At 57.9% G+C, this 14,871-nt stretch carries 15 protein-coding genes; 2 read left to right on the forward strand and 13 right to left on the reverse strand.

Going from position 1 to position 14,871, the window contains the following annotated elements:
- Window positions 1-4: 4 nt before the first annotated feature.
- From AADV58_RS00610 to AADV58_RS00650, 9 genes are read right to left on the reverse strand one after another with little or no spacing between them, the layout of a single operon-like run.
- Complete coding sequence (locus AADV58_RS00610) at window positions 5-589, reverse strand: Maf family protein (protein ID WP_028994084.1); 585 nt, start codon at window positions 587-589, stop codon at window positions 5-7.
- Window positions 589-1,059, reverse strand: coding sequence for a 23S rRNA (pseudouridine(1915)-N(3))-methyltransferase RlmH (gene rlmH / locus AADV58_RS00615; protein ID WP_028994083.1), 471 nt, complete (start codon window positions 1,057-1,059; stop codon window positions 589-591). Before rlmH ends, AADV58_RS00610 begins: the two co-directional genes overlap by 1 nt.
- Complete coding sequence (gene rsfS, locus AADV58_RS00620; RefSeq protein WP_028994082.1) at window positions 1,056-1,421, reverse strand: ribosome silencing factor; 366 nt, start codon at window positions 1,419-1,421, stop codon at window positions 1,056-1,058. Before rsfS ends, rlmH begins: the two co-directional genes overlap by 4 nt.
- A complete protein-coding gene (gene nadD / locus AADV58_RS00625) occupies window positions 1,421-2,074 on the reverse strand; it encodes a nicotinate-nucleotide adenylyltransferase (protein ID WP_341743781.1) in 654 nt (217 codons plus the stop codon). Before nadD ends, rsfS begins: the two co-directional genes overlap by 1 nt.
- The gene (locus AADV58_RS00630) at window positions 2,067-2,840 is read right to left on the reverse strand and encodes a BPSS1780 family membrane protein (protein WP_281984959.1); all 774 of its coding nucleotides are present in this window, start codon (window positions 2,838-2,840) and stop codon (window positions 2,067-2,069) included. Before AADV58_RS00630 ends, nadD begins: the two co-directional genes overlap by 8 nt.
- Before the next feature lie 3 nt (window positions 2,841-2,843).
- Complete coding sequence (locus AADV58_RS00635) at window positions 2,844-3,590, reverse strand: BPSS1780 family membrane protein (RefSeq protein ID WP_341743782.1); 747 nt, start codon at window positions 3,588-3,590, stop codon at window positions 2,844-2,846.
- 9 nt (window positions 3,591-3,599) lie between these two features.
- Window positions 3,600-4,526, reverse strand: coding sequence for a homoserine kinase (locus AADV58_RS00640; RefSeq protein WP_341743783.1), 927 nt, complete (start codon window positions 4,524-4,526; stop codon window positions 3,600-3,602).
- Window positions 4,527-4,529: 3 nt separating this feature from the next.
- Window positions 4,530-4,859, reverse strand: a complete 330-nt coding sequence (locus AADV58_RS00645; protein WP_281984965.1) for a DUF2782 domain-containing protein — start codon at window positions 4,857-4,859, stop codon at window positions 4,530-4,532.
- 31 nt (window positions 4,860-4,890) lie between these two features.
- Window positions 4,891-5,619, reverse strand: coding sequence for a TIGR00730 family Rossman fold protein (locus tag AADV58_RS00650; RefSeq protein ID WP_424243856.1), 729 nt, complete (start codon window positions 5,617-5,619; stop codon window positions 4,891-4,893).
- 4 nt (window positions 5,620-5,623) lie between these two features.
- Between AADV58_RS00650 and polA the strand changes: the two genes are divergently transcribed.
- Both polA and AADV58_RS00660 read left to right on the forward strand, forming a co-directional pair.
- Window positions 5,624-8,323: a DNA polymerase I gene (gene polA / locus AADV58_RS00655; RefSeq protein WP_341743784.1), complete on the forward strand. Its 2,700-nt coding sequence runs from the start codon at window positions 5,624-5,626 to the stop codon at window positions 8,321-8,323.
- A 252-nt stretch (window positions 8,324-8,575) separates the two neighbouring features.
- Entirely contained in the window at window positions 8,576-10,468 is a 1,893-nt protein-coding gene (locus tag AADV58_RS00660; protein WP_341743785.1) for an acyltransferase family protein, read from the forward strand.
- Window positions 10,469-10,472: 4 nt separating this feature from the next.
- Here AADV58_RS00660 and AADV58_RS00665 read toward each other — a convergent pair whose 3' ends face one another.
- From AADV58_RS00665 to rfbA, 4 genes are all read right to left on the reverse strand, one after another.
- Window positions 10,473-11,075 carry a class I SAM-dependent methyltransferase gene (locus tag AADV58_RS00665; protein WP_341743786.1) on the reverse strand — a complete coding sequence of 201 codons (603 nt, stop codon included), beginning with the start codon at window positions 11,073-11,075 and terminating at the stop codon, window positions 10,473-10,475.
- Between the two features lie 91 nt (window positions 11,076-11,166).
- Entirely contained in the window at window positions 11,167-12,507 is a 1,341-nt protein-coding gene (locus AADV58_RS00670) for a hypothetical protein (RefSeq protein ID WP_341743787.1), read from the reverse strand.
- 341 nt (window positions 12,508-12,848) lie between these two features.
- Complete coding sequence (gene rffA / locus AADV58_RS00675; protein WP_341743788.1) at window positions 12,849-13,985, reverse strand: dTDP-4-amino-4,6-dideoxygalactose transaminase; 1,137 nt, start codon at window positions 13,983-13,985, stop codon at window positions 12,849-12,851.
- Window positions 13,985-14,869 carry a glucose-1-phosphate thymidylyltransferase RfbA gene (gene rfbA, locus AADV58_RS00680; RefSeq protein ID WP_424243822.1) on the reverse strand — a complete coding sequence of 295 codons (885 nt, stop codon included), beginning with the start codon at window positions 14,867-14,869 and terminating at the stop codon, window positions 13,985-13,987. The genes rffA and rfbA overlap by 1 nt, the downstream gene beginning before the upstream one ends.
- Window positions 14,870-14,871 lie beyond the last annotated feature (2 nt).

The raw sequence follows: 14,871 nt of genomic DNA on the forward strand, positions 1-14,871 counted from the left end.
GCGCTCAGAAACGCCAGCCGAACGCTTTGAGCAGCTCGCCGGTCTCGCACACCGGCAAGCCCATGATGCCGGTGTAACTGCCGGCAATATGGGCGACAAACAAGCCGGCCCGGCCCTGGATGCCGTAGGCGCCGGCCTTGTCCATCGGTTCGCCGGAAAGCACGTAATGCCGGATTTCTTCGTCATCGATGGCACGGAAGCGGACTTCGCTGATCGACTGCACGTAGGCACAGCGCTGCTCGTCGCACACCGCCACCCCGGTGATGACGCGATGGACCTGGCCGGACAGGCGTTGCAGGATGGCCTGCGCGTCGGCGGCATCGACCGGCTTGCCGATGATCTCGCCGTTGAATTCAAGGGTGGTGTCGGCTGACAGCACCGGATGCGCGATCAGCCGGCGCTCGTGGATGATCTGCAGGCCCTGCGCCGCCTTGGCTCGGGTCACCCGTTCGACGTAGGCAGCCGGCGCTTCGCCGGCCAGCGGCGTTTCGTCGACTTCGACTTCGCCGATCAGGGTTTCGAAATCGACGCCGATCTGATGCAGCAATTCGCGGCGGCGCGGGCTGCGTGAGGCGAGGTAGATGCGCATCATCCTTCCCGGTGATAAGGGTGGTTCTTCAAGACGCTGACTGCCCGGTACAACTGTTCGCACAACAGCAGGCGCGCCATGCCGTGCGGCAGGGTCAGGCTGGACAGGCGGATCTTCTCGGCGGCGCGCTGCTTGAGCGCCTCGTCGATGCCGTCGGCTCCGCCGATCAGCAGCACGACGTCGCGCCCGTCCTGCATCCAGGCCTCAAGGCGTCGGGACAGCTTGAGCGTGGTCAGGTCGTCGCCCTTCTCGTCGAGCACGACCAACCGGCACGACGACGGCAAGGCCTCGTCAATGCGCGACTTCTCGGCCGCCAGCAACTGTTCGCGGGTTTTCGAGCCGCGCGGCTCGGGCTTGATCTCGATCACGCTGGCCGCGGCTTCGCGCGGCATGCGCTTGAGGTACTCGGCGCAGCCGTCGTCGACCCAGGCCGGCTGACGATGGCCGACGGCGACGACGAGCAGCTTCATTCGCCGGTGGCCTGCTCCGCCAGCTTGCGGCGCTGGGCCGGGGTGGCCTGCCAGAGTTCTTCGAGGTTGTAGTAAGCGCGGACGGTCGGTTGCATGACGTGCACGACCAGGTCACCGATATCGACCAGCACCCATTCGCCCCCATCTTCCCCTTCGGTCGAGATGATTTCCCCGCCGGCTTCCTTGACCTTCTCGACCACATTGTTGGCCAGTGCCTTGACCTGCCGGTTGGAATCGCCGGTGGCGATCACGACCCGGTCGAACATCGAGGTCAGCTTGGTGGTGTTGATGACTTCGATATCCTTGCCCTTGATATCTTCAAGGGCGGAAACGACGATTTTTTGCAGCTTGCGTATGTCCATCAGGGGTTTCTGTAAAGGGAATGGGACGAAATATAGTCGAGAACGCTATCCGGCAGCAAATAACGCGCCGACAGATCGTTGGCCAGCAGCTTGCGGATCTGGGTTGCCGAAATCGCCAGCTGGGTCATGGCAAACGTGACGATTGCCCCACCCGGTGAGGCTTTGAGCGCGCCGACGTCGAGCATGCGCCGGCGGGAAAATTGCGCCGATAATGCTTTTGGCAAGCTCGCCGCTTCGACCGGAAAACCCGGGCGATGCGATACCGCGACATGCGCCAGGTCGAAAATTTCGGTCCACCGGTGCCAGCTCGCCAGCCCGGCGAAGGCATCGGCACCGACCAGCAGGACCAGCGACTGCTGCGCGCCCAGTTCCCCACGCAGGCGTTCCAGTGTCTGCACGGTATAGCTCGGCGCCTGACTCTCAACCTCGGCCGGGTCGACCGAGAAACGCGGATTGTCTTGCGTCGCCGTCCGCACCATGGCCAGGCGCTGGGCGGCGGTCACCTGCGGCGTATCGCGATGCGGTGGATTGCCGGCCGGAATCCACCGCACGCCACCCAACCCGAGATGGGCCATCGACTCTTCGGCCAGCCGCAGATGCCCGTAATGGACCGGGTCGAACGTGCCGCCGAAAATCCCGAGCGGGTCAGACAATTTCGGAAATGCCGAAGATGTCGCGATAGCCGACATAGAAACTGGCAAATACGGTCGGCGCCACGACCAGGCCCATGGTCACCATCACCACCAGCGTGGCAAAGCCCTGCAGCGCCGGCAGGGCGATCAGCAACAGGCCGAGGATGAGGCCGGGCAGGACCACGGCAACCAGCATCAAACCAACGGCGTAAACCAGGAAGGGCCGCCAGTTCATCACGCAGGCGACAAAACTGAAGAACAACGCCTTGCCCAGCGGCTGCCGATGCCAGGCCGCCAGCACCGGCGCAAACCACCAGGCCATCAGCACCGGCACCATGAAAATCGCCACCAGCATCGCCGACAGCGTGAAATCCGCTTCTTCGAGCAAAGCCCGTTCGGCCCGGCTGCTGGCCAGCATGTAGCGCAGCAGGTCGCCGCCGTCGGCAATCGTCGACAACCCCAGCACCGCCAACGTCGCCACCAGGTAAAGGACGCCGAGGGCGATCAGCGTGCGCACGTTGTCGCGAAAACCGCTGAACAAGGTCTGGATGTTGGCCGACTGGCCGCGTTCGATGTTACGCGCCGCCTGCATCAACCCCACCGACAGGCCGGGAATGACCGCCGAAGCTGCCAGCGCGCCGATGAAGGGAAACAGGTTGAGAAAGACGACGACGAACCAGTAGCTGATGACCAGGATCGACAGCACGGGCGGATTACGCCGGTAGATGGCGAAACCGCCGCTAACCCATTGCCAGCCGGCACGTGCCGGCAGATTCACTGCGCGCATCGCTCAGGCTCCCGTGAAGATATCGCGATACGACGCGTAGACGGCCGCCGAGAAGATCGGCAGCAACAACAGGAGGCCCAGGCCGACCGGCAGCATGGCGAAGAACCCGGCAACCATCAGGAAGATGCCGAAAATGATCATCGGCAGCCAGTTCCTGGCGCCGGCCGCAAAACTGGCCTTCATCGCCGCCAGCGGTTGCATGCCGTGGAAGTACACCAGGGCCGGCGCGAACCAGGTGGCCATGATGACCGGCACCGACAACAGCAGCACCAGCAGGACGGCCAACAGGAAGCCGCCGAAGGCAATGCCGATGCCGCCGACCCGCCCGGTGATGGCACCGCCGAGCATGCCGCCGCCGATCAGCAGGAAAGCCAGCAGGGCAATGCCGAACACACCGATGGCGAAGAACACGCCGACCATCACCAGTTGCCCTGCGTGCTGGCGGAAACCGGCAAACAACTCGCCGATCTGCGGTTCGCCTTCGTTGGCGACGGTCCGGCAGATCTGCAGCATGCCGGCACCGAACAGCGGTACCAGCAGGTGGGCGGCGACCTGTCCAAAGATGGGAACGATGGAAATGGCCATCAGGATGACCAGCAACAACACGCTGCTGCCCAGCCAGATGCCGGGATGGGCGATGAACATGGCCCAGCCCTGGGCCAGCCAGTCGAAGCAGGCGCCGGCATCGACCTCGCGGCTTTCGCCGTCGAAGGCTGCGGGGGCCATCGGGAATTGTGGAGTTTCACTCATGCGCGGATGCTAGCCGGGGAGCGCCTCAGGGGCAAGGCGGAATTTTTCCAGCAGACGGCGGAAATCACCGGGATCCTTGACCGTGACCACTTCGCCGGCCCGCGGCATGTGCCGCGCTTCCAGGCGCAGCAACCAGAAACGCAGGGCCGCCGCCCGCCGCACCGCCGGCCAGGCGGCGCGCTCGTCGGCGGTCAATGGGCGGACGCCGGTGTACCCGTCAACCAAAGCCGCCAGCCGTCCGTCATCCGGGCACCAGTCGTTGGCAACGACAGCCAGATCGAACAGCCAGGCGTCGATCCCGGCAAAGTAGAAATCGAGCAGGCCGCCAAGACGCGCGTCGTCCTGCCACAGCACGTTATCGCGAAACAGGTCGGCGTGGATCACGCCCTGCGGCAACGACGACCCGTCCTGACCGGCCTGGAAGGCCAGTTCGTCGGCCAGCAAGGCGGCCTCATCGGCCGGCAGCAGCGGCAGCAGGCGCTCACCGACCGTCTGCCGCCAGGCGGCGCCGCAAGGATTGGCCGGCGCCTCGCTCAGACCGGCCGCGGCCAGGTGCAGGCGGGCCAGCGTCGTACCAACCACCCGGCAATGTTCGGCGCCGGGGTCGTCGACCGATTCTCCGGGCAGGCAGCTGAGCAGGGCCGACGGCTTGCCGCACAGCGGGCGCCACAAGCGACCGGCGGCATCGACGGCCGGACGTGGACAGGGCAGACCGGCATCGGCCAGGTGCGCCTGCAGGCGCAGGTAGAAATCGAGCGCAGCCGGGTCCGTGGCCTCGAACAGGGTCAGCACGAAACGGCCGCCGTCGGTGGTCACGAAGTAGTTGGAGTTCTGCATGCCGGCGGCGATGCCGGCGTGATCAAGCAGTGCGCCCAGCTCCAGCGGCGCCAGCCAGGCGGCGAGTTCGGCGCGCCCGACCGTGGTGTAGACGGACAAGGCTTACCAGCTGTGAATGACCCACATCGGCGGGCGTACCGGATTGGGATTGACGTCGCTTTCCAGCATCACCCCGTCGCCCTGACGGTCGACCAGGTAATAGGGTTTGCCGACGGCCGGCGTGACCCGGACCATGTACAGCTTGCCGTTGATGCGGAATTCCTCGCGGGTTTCCTTGGCATTGCGGACGATGGTCACCTGCGGTTCAAGCGCCGCATCGAACGGCTCCATTTCCGGCGGAGGCGGCGGCACGGCGGGCAGGGGCTGCAGATCGCCCTGCTGGCCCCAGGCGGGCAGCGCGGCAAGCAGCAAGATCGGTAAGAGACGGCGCATGATGTTTCCTTTCGGGTTCGCTGCCATTTTATTACAGGTTGAGCATCATCTCCCGCTCGTTCGGTAGCGGGCTGAATGGCCGCGCTTCGTAATGCTTGAAGATGGCCTCGACCACCTTCTCCGGCTCGTCGATGATCTGGATCAGGTGCATGTCTTCGGGATCGATCATCTTCTCGCGCACCAGGGTGTCCTTGAACCAGTCGACCAGGCCCTTCCAGAAATCGGAACAGACCAGGATGATCGGCATCTTGCGCGCCTTGCCGGTCTGGATGAGGGTCAACGCTTCCATCAATTCATCGAGCGTGCCGAAGCCCCCGGGCATCACGACATAGGCGCTGGCGAAGCGGACGAACATGTACTTTCGCGCGAAGAAGTGGCGGAAGGTCTGCGAGATGTCCTGATAGGGATTGCTCGACTGCTCATGCGGCAGTTGGATATTCAGACCGACCGACGGCGACTTGCCGAAGTAGGCACCCTTGTTGGCCGCTTCCATGATGCCGGGGCCGCCGCCGGAAATCACCGAGAAGCCGGAATCGGACAGCAAACGCGCAACCCGCTCGGTCAATTCGTAATAGGGGGCGCCTTCCTTGACCCGGGCCGAACCGAAGATCGTCACCGCCGGCCTGATCGCCGCCAGGCGGTCGGTGGCTTCGACGAACTCTGACATAATGCCGAAAATCCGCCAGGATTCGCGGGCTGTCGCGCTTTTCAACAGTGCCTCGGTCTCGATGCCCATCACCAGTTTTTCGTTTTCGGTCATTGCCATGCCTCTCTTGTTGTTGGTGGACGGTTCGTCCTATCTGTACCGCGCCTATCACGCCCTGCCCGACCTGCGGAATCCGGCCGGCGAGCCGACTGGCGCGCTGTACGGGGTTTTGAACATGCTACGTCGTCTGGAAAGCGACCACAAGGCGGACTACAAGGCCGTGGTCTTCGACGCCAAGGGCAAGACCTTCCGCGACGACTGGTATCCCGAGTACAAGGCGCACCGCCCACCGATGCCCGACGACCTGCGCGCCCAGATCGAGCCGATCCACGCCGCCATCGCCGCCGCCGGCTGGCCGGTGCTGTGCGTCGACGGCGTCGAGGCCGACGACGTGATCGGCACGCTGGCGACGAAAGCTGCCGCCGACAGCATCGACACGCTGATTTCCACCGGCGACAAGGACCTGACCCAGCTCGTCGGCCCGCATGTCCGCTGGTACAACACGATGAGCGAGGAAATGCTCGACGCGGCCGGGGTCGAAGCCAAGTTCGGCGTGCCGCCGGAAAAGATCGTCGATTACCTGGCGCTGGTCGGCGATACCGTCGACGGCGTTCCCGGCGTTGCCAAATGCGGGCCGAAAACCGCCGTCAAATGGCTGACGCAATATGGCTCGCTCGACGAAATCGTCGCCAACGCCGACAAGATTTTCGGCGTGGTCGGCCAGAACCTGCGCGACCACCTCGATTTCCTGCCGCTCGGCAAGAAGCTCGTCACCGTCGTCTGCGACCTGCCCGATTTGCCGGCACCGACGGCCTTGACCGCCACGGCCCGCGACCGCGACACCTTGCGCGAGCTGTACACGCGCTACAACTTCCGCACCTGGTCGCGTGAACTCGACAGCGACGCGCCGCCGGCCAGCGAAGAAGCTGCCGCGCCGCCCGCTGCGCCGAGCGAAGTCCGCTACGAAACCGTGTTCACCTGGGCGGCTTTCGACAGTTGGCTGCAAAAGATCGAAACCGCGCCGTTGACCGCGCTCGACACCGAAACCACCAGCCTCGACAGCTTCGCCGCACGCATCGTCGGCATCTCGCTGTCGGTCACGCCCGGCGAGGCCTGCTACCTCCCGCTTGCCCACAACGGCCCCGGCGTCGCCGAACAGTTGCCGCGCGACGAAGTGCTGGCGAAACTGAAACCCTGGCTGGAAAACGCCGGCCGCCGGAAAGTGCTGCAGAACGCCAAGTACGACCAGCACGTCTTCGCCAACCATGGCATCGCGCTGGCCGGCATCGCCCACGACACGATGCTGCAGAGCTACGTGATCGAATCCGACAAAGGCCACGACCTCGGCCAGCTGTGCAGCCGCCACCTCGGCCTCGAGACGATCGCCTACGAGGACCTTTGCGGCAAGGGCGCCAAGCAGATCGGCTTCGACCAGGTCGACATCGAGCGCGCCGCCACCTACGCCGCCGAGGACGCCGACGTGACGCTGCGCGTCCATGACGTGCTACACCCGCAATTCGCCAACGAACCCGGTCTATCGCGCATCTATCACGAGATCGAACTGCCGGCCCGCCAGGTGATCTGGCAGATGGAGCGCACCGGCATCCTGATCGACGGCGACACGCTGGCCCGTCAGAGCCACGAAATCGGCCAGAAGATCATGGCGCTGGAAAGCCAGGCTTACGAACTCGCCGGCCAGCCGTTCAACCTGGCATCGCCGAAGCAGCTGGGCGAAATCCTGTTCGGCAAGCTGGGCCTGCCGGTGAAGAAGAAGACCGCGTCCGGCGGCCCGTCGACCGACGAGGAAGTGCTGTCCGAACTGGCACTCGACTATCCGTTGCCCAAACTCTTGCTCGAACACCGCTCGCTGTCGAAACTGAAAGGCACCTACACCGACAAGCTGCCGCGCATGATCAACCCGGACACCGGCCGCGTGCATACGCATTTCTCGCAGGCCTCGGTGGTCACCGGCCGGCTCGCGTCCAGCGAACCCAATCTGCAGAATATCCCGGTGCGCACCGACGAAGGCCGCAAGATCCGCACCGCCTTCATTGCGCCGCAAGGCAGCAGCATCGTCTCGGCCGACTATTCGCAGATCGAACTGCGCATCATGGCGCATCTTTCAGGCGACGCCCGCCTGCTCGACGCCTTCGCCCACGGCGAGGACGTGCACCGCGCCACTGCCGCCGAGATCTTCGGCGTCACGCCGCTGGAAGTCGGCCCCGATCAACGCCGCGTCGCCAAGAGCATCAACTTCGGCCTGATCTACGGCATGAGCGCCTTCGGCCTCGCCCGCCAGTTGGGCCTCGAACGCAGCGCCGCGCAGACCTACATCGACCGCTACTTCGCCCGTTACCCCGGCGTCGCCCGCTACATGGAAGAAGCGCGGGCAACGGTGCGCGAGCACGGCTACGTCGAAACCGTCTTCGGCCGCCGCCTGTGGCTGCCAGAAATCCGCTCAAGCAACGGCAACCGCCGTCAGGCAGCGGAGCGCGCGGCGATCAACGCGCCGATGCAGGGCACCGCCGCCGACCTGATCAAGCTCGCCATGATCGCCGTCCAGGGCTGGCTGGAACAGACCGCCCGCCAGTCGAAACTGGTCCTGCAGGTGCACGACGAACTGGTGCTCGAAGTGCCGGACGCCGAGCTGATGGAAATCCGCTCGCAGCTACCGCGCCTGATGACTCAGGTCGCGCAACTAAAGGTGCCGCTGGTGGTTGAGGTCGGGGTCGGGCCGAACTGGGAAGCAGCGCATTGATTTCAAGCACTAACTTTTAGAAACCTTTGTCATTTGCATGAGACAACTTGGCGCTGACAGAGCCGTTTTCCTGGTCGTCGATAAGTATTCGATTCAAAAAACGAGACCAATCACCAATTTGTAGCAGCACAGAGCGATATGCTCAAGTTGTCCCACCTGCGAACGCACCCGTGTATGCCAACATACGGCATTTTATGCAAAATGTAGCGTAGTATTTCATAGTTAATTTTCAAATTATTTAACATAGTAAAATTGCACGAACAGTCCAATTATCGGAAAGACATTGATGGCCTGCGCGCCGTAGCTGTCATTTCTGTCGTTATTTTTCACGCTTTCCCTAGTGCTATACAGGGAGGGTTTATTGGCGTTGATATTTTCTTTGTCATATCCGGATTCCTTATAACCGGCATCCTGTTAGACAGTCTGAACAATGCAAAGTTTGATTTATTAGATTTTTACAGAAGGCGCATTAGACGAATTTTCCCAGCACTCACTTTGGTGTTTGCTATAACATTGCTTGTCGGCGCCCTAGTCCTCTTACCTAGCGAATTCGCGTTACTTGGAAAACATGTAGCCAGAGGATCAATATTCACTTCGAATTTTGTATTGCTAAATGAAAGCGGATACTTTGACACGCTGGCTGAATCAAAACCTTTGCTCCATCTTTGGTCACTGGCAATAGAAGAACAGTTTTATATTGCTTGGCCGATTCTTCTCTATTTGGCACACAAAGCCAGATTGCGCATTATCTATGTGACATTAGCACTCCTAGTTCTTTCGTTCGCCTTTGGTTTGTGGCAGATCAATGACAATGCTGCAAAGGCGTATTTCTTGCCGCACTCCAGGTTCTGGGAGCTTTTAGTAGGAGCTTCTCTTGCGGCGGCAGCAAGAGAAAACCTGAACTCGGGCTTCATGCCCAGCAGCAAAATACAGGACTGTTTGAGCCTTGCTGGCCTGTGTTTTATTGTTACGGGGTTGTTTTTCATTTCTTCCTCCAGCAAATTTCCCGGCTGGATTGCCCTGCTGCCGACGCTGGGGACCGCATTCCTTATAGCTAGTGGCCAACACGCGATTGTTAATCGAAGTATTCTGTCCAATAAATTTGCAGTCCACATCGGACTCATCAGCTTTCCGTTGTATCTCTGGCACTGGCCATTGCTGTCCTTCTTACGGATTGGCTTTGGAGAGACACCTAGTACCGCCTACCGCATGGGAGCTGTCGTATTGGCAGTACTTTTGTCTTTTCTCACCTATAATTTTGTAGAAAAGAAAATCCGCCCATTAAGAGGCAGTATCTCAGCAACAGTTTTGTTGATCACCATCTTAACATTTGGTTTTTTAGGCAAATGGATTAGCCATGAAAAGGGTTTTCCATCACGACAAGTCGATGGACAAATCGCCCTTTCCGGCGAATTGAATCACGATGCTTTTTTTGAGTATTTTGCGAAGAACTATCACCCAATACCCAATGAAAAACTATGTGCTGATGCGCTAAAAGGAAACGACCATTTGCGCTGCTACAGATCAAAATCCGATGAAAAGATTTCCATGGCCATCATTGGCGACAGCCATGGCGAGCACATTTTCCCTGCCATTGCAAAGAAGTTTAACGAGGAAAATGTTGCCTATTTTGTTAGGGATGGCACACCGCTCTATGACAGCCCAAGTTTTGAACCGATCTTTGAAGCGGCCGCATCAAACGAGGCAATAGAAACTATTGTCTTGGCCACGTATTGGAATTTCAGAATCAAGCAGCTTGGAAGCGTCGACACTTTCTTTGAAAAATTACTCATAACCGTCAAGCGCCTTCAAAACAGCGGCAAAAAAGTTATTGTTATTTACGGCCTGCCAGATTTCGAATTCGACCCGACAATCTGCAAGCATTCTCGCCCTTTCTTCAACACATCCACCTGCTCTGAATCAGCCAATCGGAATTTGCAAAACACAAATAATATTCAAGACGCACTTAGTGATTTACAAAAAAAACTTCAGCAGCCTGTTGTTTTGTTCAATTTGCACAACTATTTCTGCGACGACCATCTCTGCAAGATGGAATCTTCCGGACAACTATTGTTCCGAGACAGAAACCATCTAACCATAGAAGGATCATTGTTTATCGGAGAACAACTATCCGCAGGTCAATAACGAGCTATTTGATCGCTTCGATATTCAAACTGATCGGATACGCGCGATCCCCCACCTTGAACAGCCGCCTCGACCAGTCATTTACATCGTGTCCGACACCTCCATCGTCGGGCTGCCAAATCCTGACGCTGGTAAAACCCGCCGCCAGCAGCAAATCAGTCAGATAGTCCTGATTGAATATCACTCGGTGAAAGTTGTACGCGTATTCCTGCCCACCCATCAACGCATTGATGATGACATCCACACGCTTTCCTGTCTCTTCGTAAATATGCAATATCTTGTCGAAGTCAGGAACCGAGAGGCATAGCCTACCGTCCTTCTTGATCACTCTCCCCCACTCCTTAAGCACATCGGGAACATCCAGGTGACTGAAGTGCTCCAGAACATGACAGGCATAAACCAGATCAACACTGGCATCTGCGAAGGCATTCAAGCGATCGACTTCTTGAATTTTGTGGACGTGGCGACGCAGTATCGCATCAACATTTATGAAACCCGGATGATCGATTTTGCCGCAACCTAAATGTAACCTCTTCTCCCCATTGGGTAGCGCCGGAATTTTTGGCCCCCAAAATATCCGCAAAATACGTCCCAACAATAACCGCACTGATTGCTCCTTTGATATTAACGACTAGCCACAAAGCACGTTAGATTGCTTCGGTCAAACATACAAACCCAAAAAAATGGAGCACCATGGATCAGTCGCCAGTTTTATAAAGAAAGATCCCTTTTCCCTCTTGATTCTGGATGATGAACAACTCGCCAGCCCGGGTAAATTCGGTAATCAATTCTGTCCGGTCCAGCTTTCCTTGCCAGTACGTTGAGGAGTACTGATCTTCAAGGCAGATCGGATGCGTTCTGAAACTATCGACGAAAACCTTGTAACCGCGAAACTCGTCGCACAGCCTGCTGGACAAACAAACCTGCTCTAAAGGATTCAGGTCATAGCGACCGATCAGATCACCGTACTTAAGCCCCTTGCAAGACAAGCCTTCGCCCGACGCAGCCCAGGTCACCACGGCTCGCCCCTCCTTCAAGATATCCTTGGTCAAGTGGTAGCTGAACAACGCGACGAAGAATATCGACAGAAACCTGACCAGAAGACCAGCTTTCCTCACCTGCTCCCGATCCAGTCTATATGGCACCGGGCGCAGGAATTCAAAATAACAGAACGCCACGATCAGGAGGACCGTCGGCTGGGCAACATAGCGGAAAGGCATTTTTTCCATAGAAAGCGAAAAAATGAAATACGCCCCCGTCACTGCCAGGTAAAGCAGCAAGGGCCGCAGCATCTCCCGCCCATGACGGACTGCGATCAGCATGCCGACAAAAATGAACAGGTACACCACCAGGACATTTTTTCCGAACAGCAACCTGATCCGGTTTTTCAGTGCGATAGCCTCTCGTGTATCCCCCTGCAGGAAAGTGTTCAGACCGTCCGCCGGAAATCCCGCCAGCCCATAAACCAGCAACAGCACAAGACACATGCTGAGCAGTGAGATAAACAACACCTTCAGGAAGCCAGCACGACCGGCAAAGAGAATGAACAAACCGATCACCGCCGAAAACACGACGTAGCGCGGCGACACGAAAGGCAAGAGAAACAACAGGAAAATGCAGAGAAAAAGCAGCCAGTCGCCGCTCTCCAGCACCCGCTTGTCAAAACATGCAAGCAGGTACAGAACCAGCAGTGAAATCAGCGTGGCCAGCATCTCCGGCCGGATGTCCAGCAACCGGTTGTACAACAGCAGATAAAAAACCACGAGGCCGATAAGCGGATAAAAGAAGCCACCCCGGTCAAATATTTTGAAAATCAGGAATACGCTGATCACGCAAGCCAGAATCTTCAGCGCCAAGGCGCCGTAAAGACCCGCACCACCAACCACCATGCCGAAGATCGCCGGAGCGACCGGAAACGGATAGGCGGCATAAGGCGTGGCGCCAAAATGCAACATGCTCCAAGCATTATGCAGAAAGAAGGCATCGTCGGCATTCAGGGGCTTGGCCACATAGAGAATGCCGACAAGCAGAGCCAGCAAGCTAAAGGCAGTGACAACCAATCTATCAAAGTGCAAAATCACTAATTCCTCTCAAGTCCTCCGAAGAATACCGGACGAATGCTTCACGATGAATCACTGCGGCTTTCGTAGAGGCTCCGTAGCTTAGGTGCAGGAGTGTTCAACCTGCGCGATGAGCTGCAAATGATAGCGTTCCTCAGCCTTAGCAGATGCCTTTATTCGCCCGCGGAGATCACCCTCCGCGCAGACAAGCTTCCTCATCTGCAAAGTTGATTCCGTCAAGTAGCCCCAAAAAAGAAAAGCACAGAGGCTTGCAAAGGTAGCTACCGACCGAATTTGCGAGATTCCTGGGCTCAGCAAGATCAGGCGAGAACATTTCGCAACACATCAACGACACGCCCCTGTTGCTCAACCGACAAACCAACCCAAAGAGGCAGGCGCACCAGTCGCTCAGACTGCTTGACAGTTACCTCAAGGTCGCCATCTGCCCGGCCATAGCGCTGCCCACCCGGGGATAAGTGCAGGGGTACGTAGTGGAACACTGAGTAGATGTCATTTTTCTTTAACTCGGAGAGTACCTTCTGTCGATCAATCCCTGAGGCTAGCAATACGTAGTACATGTGGGCATTGTGTTGGCAGTCCGTCGGCACGATAGGGCGGCGTAGCTTTCCCTCCTGCTCAAACGGCGCCAGCAATTCATGGTAACGCTGCCAAATTGCCAAGCGCTGGCTCGTGATACGTTCAGCCTCCTCAAGCTGAGCCCAGAGGAATGCTGCGATCAGTTCCCCTGGCAGGAAAGAAGACCCCGCCTCCTGCCAAGTGTATTTGTCCACTTCACCCCGGAAAAAGCGGCTGCGGTCGGTGCCTTTTTCGCGGATGATCTCGGCGCGTCTCGCCAGAGCAGGATCATTGACCAGCAGCGCCCCGCCTTCACCCGAGATAACATTTTTGGTTTCGTGAAAACTATAAGCACCCAAATCACCAATACTGCCCAGCATCCGCCCTTTGTAAGAAGCCATCACACCCTGCGCGGCATCCTCAACAACCTTCAAACCGTGTCGATTCGCAAGCGTCATGATCGCGTCCATCTCACATGCAACGCCCGCATAGTGAACCGGAACAATGGCCCGCGTGCGAGGTGTGATAGCCGCCTCAATCAAGCGCTCATCCAGATTTAAAGTGTCTTCCCGGATATCCACAAACACGGGTATCCCGCCCCGTAGCACAAAAGCATTGGCTGTGGAAACAAAGGTGTAGGAAGGCATGATGACCTCATCACCTGACTTGATGTCGAGCAGTAATGCGGCCATCTCGAGCGCGGCCGTACATGAATGCGTCAATAAAGCCTTGTCGCAGCCACTTTTACGCTCCAGCCATTCATGGCACTGTTTGGTAAAAGGGCCGTCTCCAGCCAGCATGTTGCCGAACTTGGCTTCTGCAATGTAATAGAGCTCTTTGCCAGTCATGAACGGGCGATTGAATGGAACTCGTTCTGTCATTACTTTTCACCTTTCAGCCGGTGCCACTCATCGGCAACACTGCACAAATATTCGCTGTACTCACATGTCGGCATCTTTTGGATAAGGTCTTCAAACTGTTCAATTCCCAGGAAACCTCTGACCAAAGCTGCTTCTTCCGGGCAGCCAATCTTCACGCCTTGTCGGCACTCGATGGCTTCAATGTAAGCCGATGCCTCGTGCAAGGCGTTGATAGTACCCACATCGAGCCAGGCAAAGCCCCGGCTCAAACGTCGGACCTGCAGCTTGTCGCGTCTGAGATATTCCAGATTAACATCCGTAATTTCCAACTCGGCCCACGCAGAAGGTTTCACTGCTCTTGCAATCTCCACCACATCATTGTCGTAGATGTAGACACCAGGGACGGCGTAGCTACTTTTCGGCTCGCGAGGCTTTTCTTCAATGGATACTGCATTGCCATTCCGATCAAACTCCACCACGCCATAGCACTGGGGATCCTTAACGCGGCAGGCAAAAATCGTGGCCCCACCATCAAAACTGGAAACCACTCGGGGAAAGTCATCGCCGCCGAAAAAAATGTTGTCGCCGAGCATCAGCGTCACATTATCCGAACCGATAAAATCAGCCGCAATCAAAAAAGCCTGAGCAATACCATCCGGCAGAGGTTGCGCACGATACTCAATTGAAATACCCCATTGCAGCCCATCACCAAGCAGCCTCTGGTACCGGGGCAAATCGTCAGGCGTCGAAATAAGGCAATACTCCCTCACCCCTGAGGCCATCAGCACAGTCAAGGGATAGTAGATCATTGGCTTGTCAAAAACAGCCAGTAACTGCTTACTGGATACTTGGGTAAGTGGGCAGAGACGTGAACCGGCACCGCAAGCGAGGATTATTGCTTTCATAG

Origin of the sequence: Azonexus hydrophilus, from assembly GCF_038368255.1 — a bacterium.
In the GTDB taxonomy this organism is placed as follows: Bacteria; Pseudomonadota; Gammaproteobacteria; order Burkholderiales; family Rhodocyclaceae; genus Azonexus; species Azonexus hydrophilus.

Bases quoted from the DNA above. Each gene is read 5' to 3' on its own strand.
- rfbA (WP_424243822.1), bottom strand. From the start codon at position 14,869: ATGAAAGCAATAATCCTCGCTTGCGGTGCCGGTTCACGTCTCTGCCCA.
- AADV58_RS00645 (WP_281984965.1), bottom strand. From the start codon at position 4,859: ATGCGCCGTCTCTTACCGATCTTGCTGCTTGCCGCGCTGCCCGCCTGG.
- polA (WP_341743784.1), top strand. From the start codon at position 5,624: ATGCCTCTCTTGTTGTTGGTGGACGGTTCGTCCTATCTGTACCGCGCC.
- rsfS (WP_028994082.1), bottom strand. From the start codon at position 1,421: ATGGACATACGCAAGCTGCAAAAAATCGTCGTTTCCGCCCTTGAAGAT.
- rlmH (WP_028994083.1), bottom strand. From the start codon at position 1,059: ATGAAGCTGCTCGTCGTCGCCGTCGGCCATCGTCAGCCGGCCTGGGTC.
- AADV58_RS00610 (WP_028994084.1), bottom strand. From the start codon at position 589: ATGCGCATCTACCTCGCCTCACGCAGCCCGCGCCGCCGCGAATTGCTG.
- AADV58_RS00630 (WP_281984959.1), bottom strand. From the start codon at position 2,840: ATGCGCGCAGTGAATCTGCCGGCACGTGCCGGCTGGCAATGGGTTAGC.
- AADV58_RS00635 (WP_341743782.1), bottom strand. From the start codon at position 3,590: ATGAGTGAAACTCCACAATTCCCGATGGCCCCCGCAGCCTTCGACGGC.
- AADV58_RS00650 (WP_424243856.1), bottom strand. From the start codon at position 5,619: ATGACCGAAAACGAAAAACTGGTGATGGGCATCGAGACCGAGGCACTG.
- rffA (WP_341743788.1), bottom strand. From the start codon at position 13,985: ATGACAGAACGAGTTCCATTCAATCGCCCGTTCATGACTGGCAAAGAG.